Origin of the sequence: Marinobacter adhaerens HP15, from assembly GCF_000166295.1 — a bacterium.
Lineage (GTDB): Bacteria > Pseudomonadota > Gammaproteobacteria > Pseudomonadales > Oleiphilaceae > Marinobacter > Marinobacter adhaerens.
Map to the genome: position 1 here is coordinate 198,772 of NC_017506.1, position 15,983 is coordinate 214,754.

Genomic DNA, 15,983 nt, shown 5'->3' on the forward strand with positions numbered 1-15,983 from the left:
TTGAAATCAATTTATGATTTTGCTGTTTGGTTTTTTTGCCAGGTTTCAGTCGCTATAATGCGGCGACCGAAGATTATAACGCTCAAATGCGAGGTGCATTGTGAAGATGAAGAGAGTCCTGGCTGCTGTATTGGTCGTTGCAGGCCTGACAGCTAGCGCCGTAATGGCAAGCGTCGAAGATGAAATCCGTGCACGTATCCAGCCGGTTGGCGAAGTGTGCCTGCAGGGTGACGAATGTGGCAGTGCCGCCGCTCCGACCGAGACCGCCAGCTCTGGCCCTCGTTCAGGCAGTGAGGTTTATGACGCCGTGTGTATGGCATGCCACACCACGGGCGCTGCTGGCGCACCCAAGATTGGCGATACCGCTGCCTGGGCTCCCCGTATCGACAAGGGTCTCGAGACGCTGGTCAGCCATGCGATCAATGGCTTTAACGCCATGCCTGCCAAAGGCGGCTGCGCAAACTGCCCGGATGAAGAGATCCAGGCCGGCGTTGAGTATCTTGTAGAGCAAAGCCAGTAAGCCGAAGGTTTTGCTTGGTGAAAAAAGCCCCACAATGGGGCTTTTTTTGTAGCTGCACGATCAGCTAAAGGCCAAGGTCTCCTAGCAGGGCGCTGAGCGTGGCCTTTCCTTTCTTCTGATTGGCTTCCACATCCAGGTCGCCAGTCCCTTCCCATTTCAGGTCTTCCTCGGGCAGCTCATCCAGGAAACGGCTGGGGATGGTTTCGAGTTTCTCGCCGTACTGTTTTCGGGTGGCCGCATAGGTCAGGGTCAGCGTTTCCCGGGCGCGGGTAATACCCACGTACATCAGTCGCCGTTCTTCCTCGATATTACCTTCTTCAATACTGCTGCGGTGGGGCAGGATTTCTTCCTCAAGCCCCATGATGAACACGTGGGGAAACTCCAGGCCCTTCGACGCGTGCAGGGTGAGCAGCTGAACCTTGTCGCTGTCGTCGTCCTCCTCCCTCTGTTCCATCATGTCCCGAAGGATCAGTTTGGTGATGGCATCCTCGATGCCGAGCTCATCGGCCGTGCCCTTGCCATCGTCGAGCATGCGCTGGATGGACTCCACCAGGTACCAGATGTTCTCCATCCGCCGCTCGGCCTGTTTGGGGGTGCCGGAGTGCTGGTGCAGCCACTCCTCGTATTCGATGTCCGTGAACAGCTGTTTGATCACGGGTATCGGGTTCTCGCTGTGCAACCGCTCGCAGGTGGCATCCACCCAGTGGGCAAAACGCCGCAGGCGATCCAGCCCCTTCTCGGTCACGTGGGTCTCTGCGCCCATGTCACCCAGGGCCTTGAACAGGCTGACGTTGCGGGACCGGGCGTAGTGACTGAGCTGCTCCAGCGTGCGCGGACCGATCTCCCGGCGTGGCACATTGACCACCCGCAGAAACGCGGCGTCGTCGTCCGGATTGATCAACAGCCGCAGGTAGGACATGGCGTCCTTGATCTCGTTCTTCGAGAAAAACGACTGGCCGCCCGAGATGCGGTAGGGAATCTGGTAGGCCTGCAGTTTCATTTCCAGCAGTCGTGCCTGGTGGTTACCCCGATACAGCACGGCAAAGTCCCGGAAATCGAGCCCTTTTTTAAGCTTCTGGTCGAGGATCTCGGTGGCAACGCGGTCGGTTTCCGCGTCTTCGTTGCGGCATCGGACAATCCGGATTTCCTCGCCGATGGTGTGATCACTCCACAGCGCCTTCTCGAACACGTGGGGATTATTGGCAATCACTGTGTTGGCACTGCGCAGGATCCGGGCAGTGGACCGGTAATTCTGTTCAAGCTTGACGATTTTCAGGCTAGGGAAGTCTTCCTTTAGCTGGGCCAGGTTTTCGGGCCGGGCACCGCGCCAGGCATAGATGGACTGGTCGTCGTCTCCAACCACGGTAAACGCAGCCCGTTCGGCCACCAGCTGCTTGACCAGTTCGTACTGGCACACGTTGGTGTCCTGGTATTCATCCACCAGCATGTAGCGAATCTTCCGCCGCCATTTCGCGAGCACGTCCGGATTCGAGCGGAAGAGCATCACGGGCAGCAGGATCAAATCATCAAAATCGACTGCGTTGTAGGCTTTCAGATACTCGTTGTATTTCTTGTAGATGATGGCAATGCGCTGTTCGCGCTCATCGGCAGCCTTGCTCAGGGCCTCGGCCGGCCCCCGCATGGCGTTTTTCCAGGAGGAGATGGTCATCTGGATGTCGTTGAGTTCGTCCCCGGCCTCGGCGCTGGCTTCCCGGAGCATCAGATCCTGTAACAGGGCCTTGGCATCCTCGGCATCAAAGATCGAGAAGCCGGGGTGGTAGCCAAGATGCGTGTGCTCCTCACGGATCATATTGAGGCCAAGATTGTGAAAAGTAGATACAATCAGGCCCCGGGTCAGCTTCCGGTCAACGATCCTGCCAACCCGCTCCTTCATTTCACGGGCAGCCTTGTTGGTGAAGGTGACTGCGGCAATATGACGCCCCGGTATTCCGAGTTGCTCGATCAGGTAGGCAATCTTGCGGGTAATCACGCTGGTCTTGCCACTGCCTGCCCCGGCAAGCACCAGCATCGGGCCATCGGCATAGCGGACTGCTTCGCTTTGTCTCGGGTTGAGCTTGTTCACAAATAAATAGCCAGAATGGAACGAAATGGGGATAACGGACGTGGGCTTATTCTACACCAGACAGAGTTACTGTACCTTGGGGATCTATAGACTATGATTAACAGAACGGACTCGGTTGTTCACGCATAAATGGATCCTGCTTGATGACACTGCCACTGGAAACCATGAGGCCCGGACAGTTGCGCCTTTTGGTTCTTACACCAGACTACGCTGATTTTCTCTGGCTGAATGCTCTTCTGGCGGGTGACGTCGACATCAGTGCGGACGCGACCTGGTGCCCGGATCTGGTGGATTGTGATGATCTGATCCGTAACGCCAGTTTTGATGTCATCGTCTGGGACTGCGTGTTCCATGGTGGCTCAGAGGCGTCTTTCCTGCAATATCTGGCGGTCGCCAGCAATGAAAAACCCGTTCTGGCCCTCAGTGCCGAGCCGCCGATGGAGCGCGCGCCAGAGTTGCTGGCTGCCGGAGCTGCCGATTACCTTTGTCGTCAAACCCTGGACCACTGGACGTTCCGTCGGGCCGTGAAGTGCCTGTGGTATCGGGACCAGTTGTCCGAGTCCGCCCATGGTCAGCTGGGCCGCGAAGTCGCCACCGGTTTTATCAACCGTGACCTTTTCTTCGATCGTCTCCAGCAGGCCTTGCTGCGGGCTGAGCGTGCAGGCCATCGGCTGGCCTTGTTGCACCTTAATATCGATGACTTCCGCAGCATTAATGAATCTTTCGGTTACCAGAAAAGCGACCAGTTGATGATGAAGCTGGCAGAGCGTCTTCGTCATTCTCTTCGTCGCGTCGATTCGCTGATGCGTATCGGGGGTGACGAACTGGCCATTATTGTTGAAAAGGTCGAGGACTCCCTCGATATCACCCAGATTATCCGCAAGGTGGTCAACGCCCTTGATGAGCCGGTTACGATCGATGGCCAGACGGTCGTGGTCAGTGCCAGTCTCGGTGTCGCAACCTACCCGGAAGCCGGAGACAGTGCCGAGAATCTGTTGCGCCGGGCCAACCGCGCCATGTTCGAAGCAAAACGGGATCCGGGCACCAGCTACCGTTTCTACGACCGCCAGCTGCACATTTCCGCCGGTTACCAGCTTCGTCTGGAGGCAGACCTCCGCAACGCTCTTCGAGGCAAGGAACTGGAGCTTTACTATCAGCCCCGGATTGATCTGGCCACGGAAGAGGTACGGGGTGTCGAATGCCTGTTGCGCTGGAATCACCCGGAGCGCGGGCTGGTGGGGCCGGACGAATTCATTCCGGTTGCCGAGCGCAGCGGGTTGATCGTGCCTATTGGTTACTGGGTCATCGAGCAGGCCTGCAAACGCCTGCAGGAATCCGCCGAGCTCGGTTTCCCCGGGCTGGTGTTCGCGGTCAACCTGTCGTTCAGGCAGTTTCACGATCGCAAGATGACTGAAACCATTTTCCGCATCATCTTTAACGCCAACGTGGATACCAGTCTGCTGGAGCTGGAGCTGACCGAGAGTGCCATGATGCACGACCCGGAGTATGCCCAGCGCTGCCTGCGGGAATTGAACCAGCTGGGTATCAGTTTTGCCCTGGACGATTTCGGCACCGGCTTTTCATCGTTGAGCAATCTCCAGCATCTGCCCATCTCGCTGGTGAAGATCGACAAGTCGTTTGTGCAGGAGTTGGGTAATTCGGCAGACGCCGAACACATTATCCGGGCCATAATCAGTCTGGCCCACAGCCTGCAGATCAGCGTCGTCGCCGAAGGCGTGGAAACCGAAGGGCAACTGGAGTTTCTGCGCCAGCAGCATTGCGATGAAATCCAGGGCTATTACTACGCCCGGCCCATGCCCTGGGCGGATCTTGTGCAATTCCTGAACAAGCGGGGCCAGGCCGCTTGCCTGCAGCAGTAAGCCGCTGTACCTTTGCTGGTTTATTGGCAAAGCATCAGACAGAGGTTGCATGAACAGTATCTCCAGGCGTATCGCCGAGGAACTCGGTGTCCGCGAGCAACAGGTTAATGCCACCGTCGAACTGCTCGACGAAGGCGCGACCGTTCCGTTTATCGCCCGCTACCGGAAAGAGATCACAGGCTCACTGGATGACAGCCAGCTGAGGAACCTGGAAGAACGTCTGCGCTATTTGCGGGAACTGGAAGACCGTCGTGCCACTATCCTCAAGAGCATTGAGGAGCAGGGCAAGCTGACCGACGAGCTCAAGGCCACCATCCAGGACGCCGACACCAAGAACCGTCTGGAAGATCTTTACCTGCCCTACAAGCCCAAGCGCCGGACCAAGGCCCAGATTGCCCGCGAGGCGGGTCTGGAACCGCTGGCTGACGCCCTCTATGATGATCCGACTCTCGATCCTGAAATCACTGCCCAGGGCTACCTGAACAAAGAAGCCGGCGTGGAAGATACCAAGGCTGCCCTTGATGGCGCCCGCTACATTCTGATGGAGCGTTTTGCCGAGGATGCCGAGCTGCTGGGCAGCCTGCGGGACTTTATCTGGCAGGAAGGCCAGCTGAAAGTCACCGTGGTGGAAGGCAAGGAGAACGAGGGGGCCAAATTCCGGGATTATTTCGACCACGTCGAGCCCCTGAAGAAAGTTCCGTCCCACCGTGCCCTGGCCATCCTGCGGGGCAGGAACGAGGGCGTTCTTGGCTACACGATAGTTGTTGGTGATGCCGAGGATGACCGCCGTGCGCCCCACCCGGCCGAGCAGCGCATCGCCGCTCGCTGGAATATCCGGGACAATGGTCGTGCCGCCGACAAATGGCTCTCGGAGGTGGTTCGCTGGACCTGGCGGGTGAAACTCTCCACCCAGATTGAAACCGATCTCATGGCACAGGTCCGCGAAGCGGCAGAAACCGAAGCCATCAACGTGTTCGCCGCCAACCTCAAGGACCTTCTGCTGCTTGCGCCGGCCGGTCCACGTCCGACCCTGGGCCTGGATCCAGGGCTACGCACCGGGGTGAAAGTGGCTGTTATCGATGGCACTGGCCAGGTGGCCGGCCACGGTGCCATCTTCCCCCATGCGCCGCAAAACCAATGGGACCGTTCCATCGAGCAGCTGGCGGCCTGGTGTCGGGAGTACAAGATTGAACTGGTGGCCATCGGCAATGGCACCGCTTCCCGGGAAACGGAGAAGCTGGTCGGCGACCTCAGCAAGCGTTACCCCGAATTGAAGCTGGCCCGGATCGTGGTCAGTGAGTCCGGTGCTTCGGTCTATTCAGCCTCCGAGTTCGCCTCGAAAGAACTGCCCGATCTGGATGTCACCATTCGCGGCGCGGTGTCCATTGCCCGCCGGTTGCAGGATCCGCTGGCCGAACTGGTGAAAATCGAGCCGAAATCCATCGGGGTAGGACAGTACCAGCACGACGTTTCCCAGGTGCAACTGTCACGAAGCCTCGATGCCGTGGTGGAAGACTGCGTAAACGGCGTGGGTGTGGATCTGAACACAGCGTCAGCGCCACTGCTGGCAAGGGTCTCGGGCCTGAACCAGACCATCGCCCAGAACATCATTGAGTTCCGCAACCAGAACGGCATGTTCCGCAACCGGAAACAGCTGCTCAAGGTCACCCGTCTCGGGGACCGCACGTTCGAGCAGGCGGCGGGTTTTCTGCGTATTGCCGGCGGCGAGAACCCCCTGGACCGGTCCTCCGTGCACCCGGAAGCCTATGGCGTGGTCGAGGCCATCGCCCGGAAAAATAATCGCGAAGTGGGCGATATCATCGGCGATTCCTCGTTCCTGCGTGGTCTGAATCCCCAGGATTACGTAACAGAACAGTTCGGTTTGCCGACTATCAAGGACATCATCTCGGAACTGGAGAAACCGGGGCGGGATCCGCGACCGGAATTCAGGTTCGCAAGTTTTGAGGAAGGGGTCGAAACCCTGAGCGATCTCAAACCCGGCATGGTGCTGGAAGGGTCGGTGACCAACGTGACCAACTTTGGCGCGTTTGTGGATATTGGTGTGCATCAGGATGGCCTGGTGCACATTTCCGCGCTGTCCCACACCTTCGTCAAGGATCCCCGAGAAGTGGTCAAAGCCGGGGATATCGTCAAGGTCAAGGTGATGGACGTGGATATCCCGCGCAAGCGAATTGCCCTGACCATGCGTATGGACGATCAGCCTGGCGAGAAAAACGAAGGCAAGCCAATGGCTGCGAACCGCTCCGGAGCCAGCCGGAAGGGCGGAAACCGGAATGCCGGTAATGGCGGTTCCGGTCAGAAATCCCCACAGGGCGCCATGGCTGGTGCGCTGGCCCAGGCACTTGCCTCGGCGCGCAAGGACAGCTGACGGGTTTACAATCTTTTCACCGGCCGGTTATGCAAAAGAGCAAGCCGGCCGCAGCAGGAGTCGACCATGGCTGAATCCCGCCATTCCGTATTTCGTCAGTTCGCTGCAAGCGACTGGGATGGTTTCCTCAAGGGTGTCGAAAAAGAAGGGCTGCGGGTGGATCGCAACGGCTTCATCGCCCAGACTCCGCACCCCGAAGCCCTGGGGTCGGCGCTGACCCATCCGAGGATTACCACCGACTATTCAGAGGCCTTGCTGGAGCTGATCACGCCGGTGTTCGACAGCACGGAAGGCATGCTGAAATCGCTGCGGGATATCCACACGTTTGTGCAGCAGAACCTGGGTGACGAAGTGTTCTGGGCGACAAGCATGCCCTGTGAGCTGGATGGTGACCCGAGTATCCCCATCGCCGAGTATGGCAGCTCCAATATTGGCCAACTCAAGCATGTTTACCGGCAGGGACTGGCCGTGCGCTACGGCCGTATGATGCAGAGCATCGCGGGCGCCCACTACAATCTGTCCCTGCCCGACAGTTTCTGGCACAAGTGGCAGGAATTGCTGGGCAACGAGCAAAGCCTGAAAGACTTCAAGTCGGACCAGTATTTCTGGCTGATTCGCAATTTCCGCCGCCGCAGCTGGCTGCTGATGTTGTTGTTCGGTGCTTCGCCCGCCCTGGATGCCAGCTTTGTAGCCGGCGTGAACCATGATCTCTCGCGATTTGATGAACGCACCTGGTTCGGTGAGTACGCAACCTCGTTGCGGATGGGCGATCTTGGGTACCACAACAACGCACAGGCATCCCTGAACATCTGTTTCAACGAGCTGAGCACCTACACCCAGACTCTGGATCGGGCCATTCACACCACCTGGCCGGCATATGAGTCGATCGGCACCCGCCGGGGCGACAAGTTTATCCAGATCAACACCAGCGTACTGCAGATCGAGAACGAGTATTACAGCGCGGTGCGCCCCAAACGCACGACGCAGCGTGAGGAAAAGCCCATCCAGGCCCTCGAAGCCCGGGGTGTGGAGTACATTGAGGTGCGATGTCTGGATCTTGATCCCTTCTCGCCGGTTGGTGTGAACGAGGCCCAGATCGATTTTCTGGATCTGTTCCTGCTGGACTGCCTGTTAGCAGACTCTCCCCGAATTGGCGATGCCGAGTGTGAACGCCTGGATGACAACTACAAGGATGTGGTCGCCAATGGGCGTTATCGAGAGTTGGCGCTTTGCCGTGGTGGGCATCGCACCCCGGTATCCGACGCTGCGAACGACATTCTGTCGCAGCTGGAGCCCCTTGCGGAACTGCTCGATAGCTGGCGGGGTGATGACACCTACCGCAACGCCCTTGCCGCCCAGCGCGAAGTGTTGACCGGTGAATGGACCGTGCCGTCTGCCCGGGTTCTCGATGCCATGCGCTCCTCTGGCCTGGGTCACCGGGAGTGGGGCATGGAAATGGCGCGGCAGCATCAGCAGAGCCTGCGGCAGGAAGGTCTTGGTGATGATGTGCGCCGCGCTTTTGAGGCTATGACGTCAGAATCCCTGACCGAGCAGACCGACATGGAAAGCGCTGATACCCTGTCGTTCAGCGAGTTTCTGGAACAGTACCTGCGCTCTTGAGCGTTGGGTTCGGGAGGCGTCGCAGGAGTCTGCGGACCTGACGCACAGAAACCGAACAAAGATTTGTCTCCCTCCGGTCCGGCTGTTAATTTTTGTAACATCAGGATCGGGAGGGGATTGCGATGGCAAGGGATATCAAACTCGGCTGGGACGTGGAAGCCCTGAACAAGGCTTACCGTCAGGGCTATATGGCGGCCAACATGGGCATGGACAAATCCCGCTGCCCCTATCGTGGTGACGTCGTTATTGCGGCCTGGGAAGCTGGTTGGGATGATGCCGATCAGGTGGCCCGTGATGACCGCGACCAGTCAGATGATCTGTTCTCGCGGATCGCCTGAACCACTGGCCGGTTCCAGCTTCACTTCTGCACGACAAACTCCGTAAACAGCACGCCGGCTATGCTTTCGCCGGTCTGCTGCTCTTCCAGAACCGCATTGATTCGCTGTTTGGCTTCTTCGCGCAGCGCCTCCTGGCCTTCCATTGAGGTGAGGCGATCGGTATCCGTTTGCTCACCAAACAGCATGACCAGTTCGTGTCGCAATCGGGGCATGTGGGCATCCACGGCAGGCCGTGCGCTCGCGCTGTTTGCCCGCAGACTGACCGCGGCTTTCAGATAGGTTGGCTTGTTGCCGGGCGTACCCACGTGGGTCACGAACGGTGGATCCATGCTGATGTAGTCGGTAAAGCTGTTTTCTTCTTCGGCCACCTCCTCTTCGGCATTTTCCTCTTCCTGGGAAACGGCCGGCAAAGAGATCGTTGCAAACAATAGAAAAAGAAGCGTCAGAACAGATTTTGGCTGGCGTGTCATAGGCTTGAAGTTGATCGTGGTTTAGGGTTAAGTGACGAGAATAGCAGGCCCTGTGGCCGCTTGCAGTTTCAATTCACGATTCGAGGTGTTCTTTTGACCAGCAGATGGGTTTTCGGGCTTATTTTCCTTGTATGTGCCGCACTCCTAGGTGTGGCCTTTTATATGGAGCATGTGATGGGGCTTGAGCCCTGCCCGCTTTGCTGGTTACAGCGCTTCGGTTTCATGGGTGCCGGTCTGGTCAGTTTCCTGGCCTTTCTCCATGGCCCTACCGGATTCGGCGTTCGGATCTATGGGTTCCTGCTGGTGCTGACCGCCGGAGCAGGGCTGGGTGTCGCCGGGCGGCAGTTGTGGCTGCAGAGCCTGCCGGCGGACCAGGTGCCGGCATGCGGGCCTTCGGTGGACTACATGCTGGACGTTCTGCCGTGGTTCGAGGTTCTGTCTACCGCGCTCCAGGGCACCGGGGACTGCGCTGAAGTGGTCTGGCGATTCCTGGGTTTGAGCATTCCAGGCTGGACTGCTGTCTTTTCTCGCTGCTTGTCATCACCGGTCTGGTTTTGATGTTTCGCCGGCAAAAACCCCGGGAATGGATTCGAGGCTGAAACGGTTGCGGGGAACCGCAGCCATGGGGTAACTTGATCCAAACCTAATAAAAATCAAAACCGAAACAGAAGTAGTCAAGACAAGCGGAGAACAGGCGTCATGTTGGAAAATTGCCGAAATGCCAGGGAGCGCTGGGGCGGCGTCAGCGAGCTGATTGATCGCTGGCTCAAGGAGCGTCAGGAGCTTCTGGTGCATTACTGCGACCTGTCCGGAGAAAGCGACTTCTCGCAGACCGAAGCATTGAGAGAAAAATTCGTACGCCTGTGTGAAGTTCTGGTGGATTACGTGTCTACCGGTCATTTCGAGATCTACGAGCAGTTGGTGCGAGAGGCCCGGGAATTTAACGATGGCGGGCTGGAGCTGGCTGCCAAGGTTTATCCCCGTATTGAGCAAACCACCGAGGTTGCCCTTAACTTCAATGACCGGCTGGATGGCCGGGATTTGTCCGAAGAGGATGTCAAAGAACTGTTCGGTGAATTGTCGAAGCTGGGTGAAACTCTGGAGACCCGGTTCGAGATGGAGGATTTCCTGATCGAGCATCTGCACAATGCCCATGCCGGCAAAGTAGCCTCTGCCTGAGAAATCCCTGAATCAAAAAAAGCCCCAGTCCGGCATCGCCGGCTGGGGCTTTTTCGTGTGGCAGCCTCAGAACTGACAGCTGCCTGTTCTGGCGCTTAGTCTCCGGAGCCAGGGTTGATCTCGAGTAGCTCGACATCAAACACGAGGGTCTCGTTGGGGCCGATCGCCCTGTTGCCGCCGGGGCCGTAGGCCAGATCGGACGGAATGTAGAGCTTGTAACGGGCACCCTCGCTCATCAGCTGCAGGCCCTCGGTCCAGCCGGGAATCACCTGGTTCAGGGCGAAGGTAACCGGCTCACCGCGCTCGCGGGAGCTGTCAAATACTTCACCGGACAGCAGTTCACCGGTGTAATGCACCTGAACGGTGTCTGTTGCTGCCGGCTTTTCGCCGTCACCCTGCTCAAGTACTTCGTATTGCAGGCCGGATTCAGTGGTTTCCACACCTTCACGCTCTGCGTTCTCGGCAAGGAAGGCTTCGCCGGCATCCAGGTTCTTCTGGGCCAATTCTTCCATCTGCTTGCCCTGCTCTTCCTGCAGCTGCTGCTGGTAGGTCATCAGAGCCTGCTGGATTTCCTCGCGGCTCATGCGCTTGGCTTCTTCATCGCCGGCGTGGCCGTGCTGGATGCCCTGGAGGAACTGGTCCATCTGCAGATTCGGCAGGTCGTTACCCATGCGCTCACCGAGAACCAGGCCCATGCCATAGCTCACTTTCTGATCGGTGGAATCCAGTTTCGGTTGTTCCGGGGCTTCGGGGGGTGTGGAACAGCCGGCCACGAGGCCGGTCACTGCCAGTGCAAGGAGCGTTTTCTTCATTGCATTATCCTTTAACGTCGGTGCTTGGGGCAGGGCCCCGCGTTGTGTTTGTCAGAACGCAGATGGTAACGGGTTCCGGCATCAGATGCCACTGAACATGTGTTAAGAAACCGGACGTGTCAGCTCAGCTGCCGTTGGTACCGGCAGCGGAGGGACCCAGGGAGAAAGGTGCGCTGTAGGGAGATTGCCAGTCTGTTTCCGGCTCCTGCGGCTGAATCCGGGGGAAGGCCTTGTCACGCCGCTCGATAGCGAGAGTATTCCAGCGGCCCTGTTCGGGCGGCTGGTCAGCGTAGTGCCAGTTGCCGTCGGTATCCTGCCATTTGAACACGATTTCGGGGCCCTCGGTGGGGATCGGGGACGGAACCAGTCCTTCAAACGCGGGAATCTCGGGCTGCTCGTGCTCTGCCACAGGTTCGGAGACCTGCTCCGGGTCGTTCAGACCGAAGAAAATCAGCAACAGCAATAACCCGAGAGCCGGGAACGAGAGCCGTATGAGCCATTTCATCATCATGGCTGATGGTCTCCGTTGGGAAAGTGGGCCAGAGTATCGGCCAGTGTATTCAGCAAGGGCCTTGCATCGTCCTCAACGGGTAAGGTCGGTGCTGCCGCAAACAGATTGTTGATGATCAGTGCGTCGCGTCCCTGCATGTCTGCGTGTTCCGGGTTAATGGTCATTAGCGTTCGCCAGCTCAGGGCCAGTTCAATCTGTTCGGCTTCAAGCTCCAGGCCGGCGATGCCGGTGCGAAGCTTCTGACAGTTGTCGGCGCTGCCGGGCAGCGATTTCCGCGCGCTCCGGAGGGCAACGGTTACACGGTCGCGCCACTCTGTTACCGTAGCGTCCTCGACCCCGGCGAAGACCCTGCCAGAGAGTGCAAGCCAGGCCGCACCGAGAATCCGCGTTACGCTCCAGCCCTGATTCTGAAGCGCCAGGCAGCTGTTCTGGACATCCGGACGTTTCCAGAACGCCAGGGCAAAACGCCAGAGCGGGTTGTCCGGTTCCAGATCTGCCGGAAGTTCCAGCGGCGGTGTCGAAAAATCCGGGGTGGTCGCCGAGCGGACCGACATAGGCGCTGTGCCTTCCCTGAACACTTTACGTTGATAAAATGAAAGCATGTTAACGATAACCGATCTCAGTTTACAACGGGGCGGCGTCTGGTTGCTAGAATCCGTCAGCCTGACGGTGCAACCCGGCCAGCGTGTCGCGATCGTCGGTGCCAATGGTGCCGGCAAATCCAGTCTTTTCCAGCTCTTGCTGGGCCAGTTGGCACCAGAGCAGGGCGCGGTCTCTCTGCCGGGTGGTTGCCGAATTGCCCACATGGCGCAGGAGGTCGAAGCCACCGAGCGCAGCGCGAGGGATTTTGTTCTTGATGGCGACCTGGATTTGCGCCGCCTGGAAGGTGAGCTTGCCAGGGCCGAGGCCGCAGGTGACGATCATGCCATTGCCCGCATACACGGCGAGCTGGATGTGCACGAGGCGTGGTCTGCCGGCCGCAGGGCCGAGGCCTTGCTGCGCGGGCTGGGATTCTCGGACGAGGACGCGAACCGGCCGGTATCGGCGTTTTCCGGTGGTTGGCGAATCCGCCTGAACCTGGCCCAGGCCCTGATGCGACCGTCCGATCTGCTGCTTCTGGACGAGCCCACCAACCACCTGGATCTGGATGCCTGTCTGTGGCTTGAGAATTGGCTGCGGCGCTATCCCGGGACCCTGCTGTTTATCTCCCACGACCGCGATTTCATGGATCGGGTCGCTACCCATGTCGTGCATTTCGATCGCCGTAACCTGGAACTGTATACGGGTAATTACTCAGCCTTTGAGGGCCAGCGCAGTGAGCGTCTGGCCCAGCAGCAGGCCGGTTTTGAACGCCAGCAGGCCAGGATCGCCGAAATCCAGCGGTTCATCGATCGGTTCAAGGCCAAGGCCACGAAGGCCCGTCAGGCCCAGAGCCGCGTCAAGGCTCTGGAGCGGATGGAGCGCATTGCCCCGGCCCATATTGATTCGCCGTTCAGCTTCGAGTTTCCGGTGGCCGAGAAGGTTTCCAATCCGCTGTTGTCGATACGCAATGGCAAGGCCGGGCACGGCAGTACTGCAATCCTGAACGGCATTAACCTGACCCTGTTGCCGGGCAGCAGGGTCGGGCTGCTGGGTCCCAATGGTGCGGGCAAGTCCACCCTGATGGATGCACTCCGGGGTGAGGGCACGTTGATGTCTGGTGATCGTACCTGTGGCGAGCATCTGGCCATCGGCTACTTTGCCCAGCATCAGCTGGAATCCCTGGATCTGGATGCCAGCCCTTTCCTGCATCTTCAGCGGCTTTCCCCGAAGGCGTCAGAGCAGAGTATACGGAATTTCCTTGGTGGCTTTGATTTTCATGGCGATGAAGCCCTGAGTGCCATCCGGTCGTTTTCCGGTGGCGAAAAGGCCCGCGTGGCGCTGGCCGTGATCGCATGGCAGAGACCTAATCTGCTCCTGCTGGACGAGCCCACGAACCACCTGGATCTGGAAATGCGCCAGGCTCTGACCATGGCGCTGCAGAACTTTGACGGCGCTATCGTGGTGGTTTCTCACGACCGGCACTTGCTCAGGAACACCGTGGACGAGTTCTGGCTGGTCAATGATGGTCGGGTAACGGAGTACCAGGGCGATCTGGAAGACTACGAGCGTTGGCTGGCGGACCGCCGGAAAGACGAAACCGAGGCACCTAGAAGAGTGCCGGTCGGCCAGGAGGGGGCGCCCGAGGCCGCTGAGGCGGTGGGCGAGAGTGCCGAAGATCGGAAGGCGCGCAAGCGGGCAGAGGCGGCTCTTCGCCAGAAACTCAGCCCCTACCGTAAAAAACAGAGTGCGCTGGAAAAGGAAATGGACCAGCTTCAGCAGAAGCTGTCAGCTCTGGAAGAGCAGCTATCCGACCCTGACCTCTACGACGACAGCGGCAAGACCCGTCTGAAAGAGTTGTTGGCGGAGCAGGCCACCGCAACCGCCCGCCTGGAAGAGGTGGAGGCGCAGTGGCTTGAAGTTAGCGAAGAGGTGGAGTCCCTGGAGGCCGAGTTGGCTGGCTGAGTGCTCTCAGCCGCCGTTCAGTTCCAGAACAAAGTCCTGTTTGGCGAGATAGTCCCGTTCGTTTTCCAGGTCAGCCAGGGTCAGTGGCCTGTCATCCAGCCAACCTGACGGAAACTCCAGCACCAGCTTGTCCTTGTGTGCCGTCAGGGTGAAGGCCGGAGGCGGCTCCATGTTGCGTGGGTGTTGAATCAGAACCGCCAGGCGCACCAGCACGCAGAGGTAACGCAGCCTGGCAATGTCTTCCGGGTCCAGGCCCTCGAAGATTGCCGAGGCGAATTTTCTCCGGTGGCCGCGCACCAGGGTGGCCAGGTCGCGCTGGAACTGCTGGGTGAAGCCGGGCAGATCCGAGTAGCGCAACAGGTAGGCGCCGTGTTTATGGTACTGGCTATGGGAAATGGTCAGGCCGATCTCATGCAGTCGGCAGGCCCAGCGCAGTACTTCTTCATCTGCCGGGGTGTTCAGGGCCCAGGCGTCGGCAACCTGACGCCATGCTGCCACGGCAGTCTCCTCAACGGCAGCGCCATGTTCCTGGTCAACGTGGTAACGTTCCTGAAGTGCAGAAATGGTTCGCTCGCGGACATCCTCGTGCTGGATTCGTCCGACGATGTCGTAAAGCAGACCTTCCCGCAGAGCACCATCGGCGAACGCCATGTCCTTGATACCAAGGGACTGGAATGCCCCCATCAGGATGGCAAATCCGGCCGGGAAGATGCTCTGGCGGTCCGAACGTACGCCCAGATCTCCCAGTTTTTCTGTTTTACCCATGTCCACCAGCCGCTTGCGAAGCTCCTGCATGGCGGCGAGGGTAATGGTGCCGTCGGTGATCTTCAGGGTTGCCAATACGCTGGCGATGGCTTTGATCGAGCCGGATGAGCCCACCGCACTTTGCCATCCCACGGAGCGGTAATGCTGGCGGATGTTGAGCAGTTCCTGTTCTGCGTGGGTCACTGCCTTGTCCATCTGCCGCCTGGTTATCTTGCCGTCCGGGAAATACCGGTTGCGGAACGACACGCAGCCCATGTGGAGGCTTTCAAGCTCCTGGGGTTCAAACCGCTGGCCGATGATGAATTCGGTGCTGCCACCGCCAATATCAATAACCAGTCGACGCCCGATATCGTCGGAGAGGGTATGGGAAACCCCCAGATAGATCAGGCGTGCTTCCTCGCGGCCGGCAATAATCTCTACCGGATAGCCCAGCGCTTCTTCGGCCCGGGCCATGAACTGATGGGCATTGCGGGCCACGCGAAGCGCGTTGGTGCCGACAATCTGCACCGCCTCTGGCGGCATGCCCTTGAGCCGTTGAGCGAAGCGTCCCAGGCAGGCGAGGGCCCGCTCCTGGGCGTCTTCAGTGAGCCGGTTGTATTGGTCCAGCCCGGCGCCGAGCTGAACCTTTTCTCCCATCTTCTCGAGGGTCCGGATTTCCCCATGCACTAGTCGGGCAACCACCATGTGGAAGCTGTTCGAGCCCATGTCGATGGCTGCGAGTACCTCGGATGAGGCGGCAGCGTTTTCGGCGGTGGATGCGGCCGTCACGTGGTCGGAATCCTTTTGAGATGAACGTGCGGGGTACTATAAGCGAAATCCCTCAGGCCTGTCAGTAACCGGAAAATCGCGCATTTGACGAGGGTCAGGCCTGG

Annotated in this window: 13 protein-coding genes and 1 pseudogene; 8 read left to right on the top strand and 6 right to left on the bottom strand. The window is 58.9% G+C overall.

Annotation, left to right across the window (positions count from 1 at the left end; genetic code table 11):
- Positions 1–106: 106 nt before the first annotated feature.
- Positions 107–520 carry a c-type cytochrome gene (locus tag HP15_RS01030; RefSeq protein WP_041644893.1) on the top strand — a complete coding sequence of 138 codons (414 nt, stop codon included), beginning with the start codon at positions 107–109 and terminating at the stop codon, positions 518–520.
- A 64-nt stretch (positions 521–584) separates the two neighbouring features.
- Here HP15_RS01030 and rep read toward each other — a convergent pair whose 3' ends face one another.
- Positions 585–2,603: a DNA helicase Rep gene (rep, locus tag HP15_RS01035; RefSeq protein ID WP_014575829.1), complete on the bottom strand. Its 2,019-nt coding sequence runs from the start codon at positions 2,601–2,603 to the stop codon at positions 585–587.
- A 143-nt stretch (positions 2,604–2,746) separates the two neighbouring features.
- Between rep and HP15_RS01040 the strand changes: the two genes are divergently transcribed.
- The 4 genes from HP15_RS01040 (at position 2,747) to rmf (ending at position 8,830) form a co-directional block, all read left to right on the top strand.
- On the top strand, positions 2,747–4,483 hold the full coding sequence (locus HP15_RS01040) for a putative bifunctional diguanylate cyclase/phosphodiesterase (protein WP_014575830.1): 1,737 nt from the start codon (positions 2,747–2,749) through the stop codon (positions 4,481–4,483).
- Between the two features lie 49 nt (positions 4,484–4,532).
- On the top strand, positions 4,533–6,872 hold the full coding sequence (locus HP15_RS01045) for a Tex family protein (protein ID WP_014575831.1): 2,340 nt from the start codon (positions 4,533–4,535) through the stop codon (positions 6,870–6,872).
- A 66-nt stretch (positions 6,873–6,938) separates the two neighbouring features.
- Positions 6,939–8,492, top strand: a complete 1,554-nt coding sequence (gene gshA, locus HP15_RS01050) for a glutamate--cysteine ligase (RefSeq protein WP_014575832.1) — start codon at positions 6,939–6,941, stop codon at positions 8,490–8,492.
- A gap of 122 nt (positions 8,493–8,614) precedes the next feature.
- Entirely contained in the window at positions 8,615–8,830 is a 216-nt protein-coding gene (gene rmf / locus HP15_RS01055) for a ribosome modulation factor (protein ID WP_008169923.1), read from the top strand.
- Positions 8,831–8,850: 20 nt separating this feature from the next.
- On the opposite strand, the gene HP15_RS01060 is transcribed toward rmf, so the two are convergent.
- On the bottom strand, positions 8,851–9,300 hold the full coding sequence (locus tag HP15_RS01060) for a flagellar basal body-associated FliL family protein (protein ID WP_008169920.1): 450 nt from the start codon (positions 9,298–9,300) through the stop codon (positions 8,851–8,853).
- A 93-nt stretch (positions 9,301–9,393) separates the two neighbouring features.
- On the opposite strand from HP15_RS01060, the pseudogene HP15_RS01065 reads away from it, so the two are divergent.
- Both HP15_RS01065 and HP15_RS01070 read left to right on the top strand, forming a co-directional pair.
- A pseudogene (locus HP15_RS01065) lies at positions 9,394–9,899 on the top strand (disulfide bond formation protein B).
- Between the two features lie 100 nt (positions 9,900–9,999).
- Positions 10,000–10,479 carry an Rsd/AlgQ family anti-sigma factor gene (locus tag HP15_RS01070; protein WP_008169916.1) on the top strand — a complete coding sequence of 160 codons (480 nt, stop codon included), beginning with the start codon at positions 10,000–10,002 and terminating at the stop codon, positions 10,477–10,479.
- A 95-nt stretch (positions 10,480–10,574) separates the two neighbouring features.
- Here the strand turns inward: HP15_RS01070 and HP15_RS01075 are convergent, their stop codons facing one another.
- The 3 genes from HP15_RS01075 to HP15_RS01085 all read right to left on the bottom strand — a co-directional run bounded on the left by HP15_RS01075 (position 10,575) and on the right by HP15_RS01085 (position 12,356).
- Positions 10,575–11,291 carry an FKBP-type peptidyl-prolyl cis-trans isomerase gene (locus HP15_RS01075; RefSeq protein ID WP_008169914.1) on the bottom strand — a complete coding sequence of 239 codons (717 nt, stop codon included), beginning with the start codon at positions 11,289–11,291 and terminating at the stop codon, positions 10,575–10,577.
- Between the two features lie 124 nt (positions 11,292–11,415).
- Positions 11,416–11,802, bottom strand: a complete 387-nt coding sequence (locus tag HP15_RS01080) for a DUF4124 domain-containing protein (protein ID WP_014575835.1) — start codon at positions 11,800–11,802, stop codon at positions 11,416–11,418.
- Positions 11,799–12,356, bottom strand: a complete 558-nt coding sequence (locus HP15_RS01085) for a TIGR02444 family protein (protein ID WP_014575836.1) — start codon at positions 12,354–12,356, stop codon at positions 11,799–11,801. Before HP15_RS01085 ends, HP15_RS01080 begins: the two co-directional genes overlap by 4 nt.
- A gap of 46 nt (positions 12,357–12,402) precedes the next feature.
- On the opposite strand from HP15_RS01085, the gene HP15_RS01090 reads away from it, so the two are divergent.
- On the top strand, positions 12,403–14,346 hold the full coding sequence (locus HP15_RS01090) for an ATP-binding cassette domain-containing protein (protein WP_014575837.1): 1,944 nt from the start codon (positions 12,403–12,405) through the stop codon (positions 14,344–14,346).
- Between the two features lie 6 nt (positions 14,347–14,352).
- On the opposite strand, the gene ppx is transcribed toward HP15_RS01090, so the two are convergent.
- Positions 14,353–15,879: an exopolyphosphatase gene (gene ppx / locus HP15_RS01095; RefSeq protein WP_008169902.1), complete on the bottom strand. Its 1,527-nt coding sequence runs from the start codon at positions 15,877–15,879 to the stop codon at positions 14,353–14,355.
- Positions 15,880–15,983: the final 104 nt, after the last annotated feature.

What these genes read in the sequence shown, in the direction of transcription:
- HP15_RS01040 (WP_014575830.1), top strand. Translation starts at nt 2,747, where the DNA reads ATGACACTGCCACTGGAAACCATGAGGCCCGGACAGTTGCGCCTTTTG.
- HP15_RS01090 (WP_014575837.1), top strand. Translation starts at nt 12,403, where the DNA reads ATGTTAACGATAACCGATCTCAGTTTACAACGGGGCGGCGTCTGGTTG.
- HP15_RS01045 (WP_014575831.1), top strand. Translation starts at nt 4,533, where the DNA reads ATGAACAGTATCTCCAGGCGTATCGCCGAGGAACTCGGTGTCCGCGAG.
- HP15_RS01080 (WP_014575835.1), bottom strand. Translation starts at nt 11,802, where the DNA reads ATGATGATGAAATGGCTCATACGGCTCTCGTTCCCGGCTCTCGGGTTA.
- HP15_RS01070 (WP_008169916.1), top strand. Translation starts at nt 10,000, where the DNA reads ATGTTGGAAAATTGCCGAAATGCCAGGGAGCGCTGGGGCGGCGTCAGC.
- gshA (WP_014575832.1), top strand. Translation starts at nt 6,939, where the DNA reads ATGGCTGAATCCCGCCATTCCGTATTTCGTCAGTTCGCTGCAAGCGAC.
- rmf (WP_008169923.1), top strand. Translation starts at nt 8,615, where the DNA reads ATGGCAAGGGATATCAAACTCGGCTGGGACGTGGAAGCCCTGAACAAG.
- HP15_RS01030 (WP_041644893.1), top strand. Translation starts at nt 107, where the DNA reads ATGAAGAGAGTCCTGGCTGCTGTATTGGTCGTTGCAGGCCTGACAGCT.
- HP15_RS01075 (WP_008169914.1), bottom strand. Translation starts at nt 11,291, where the DNA reads ATGAAGAAAACGCTCCTTGCACTGGCAGTGACCGGCCTCGTGGCCGGC.
- HP15_RS01060 (WP_008169920.1), bottom strand. Translation starts at nt 9,300, where the DNA reads ATGACACGCCAGCCAAAATCTGTTCTGACGCTTCTTTTTCTATTGTTT.
- HP15_RS01085 (WP_014575836.1), bottom strand. Translation starts at nt 12,356, where the DNA reads ATGTCGGTCCGCTCGGCGACCACCCCGGATTTTTCGACACCGCCGCTG.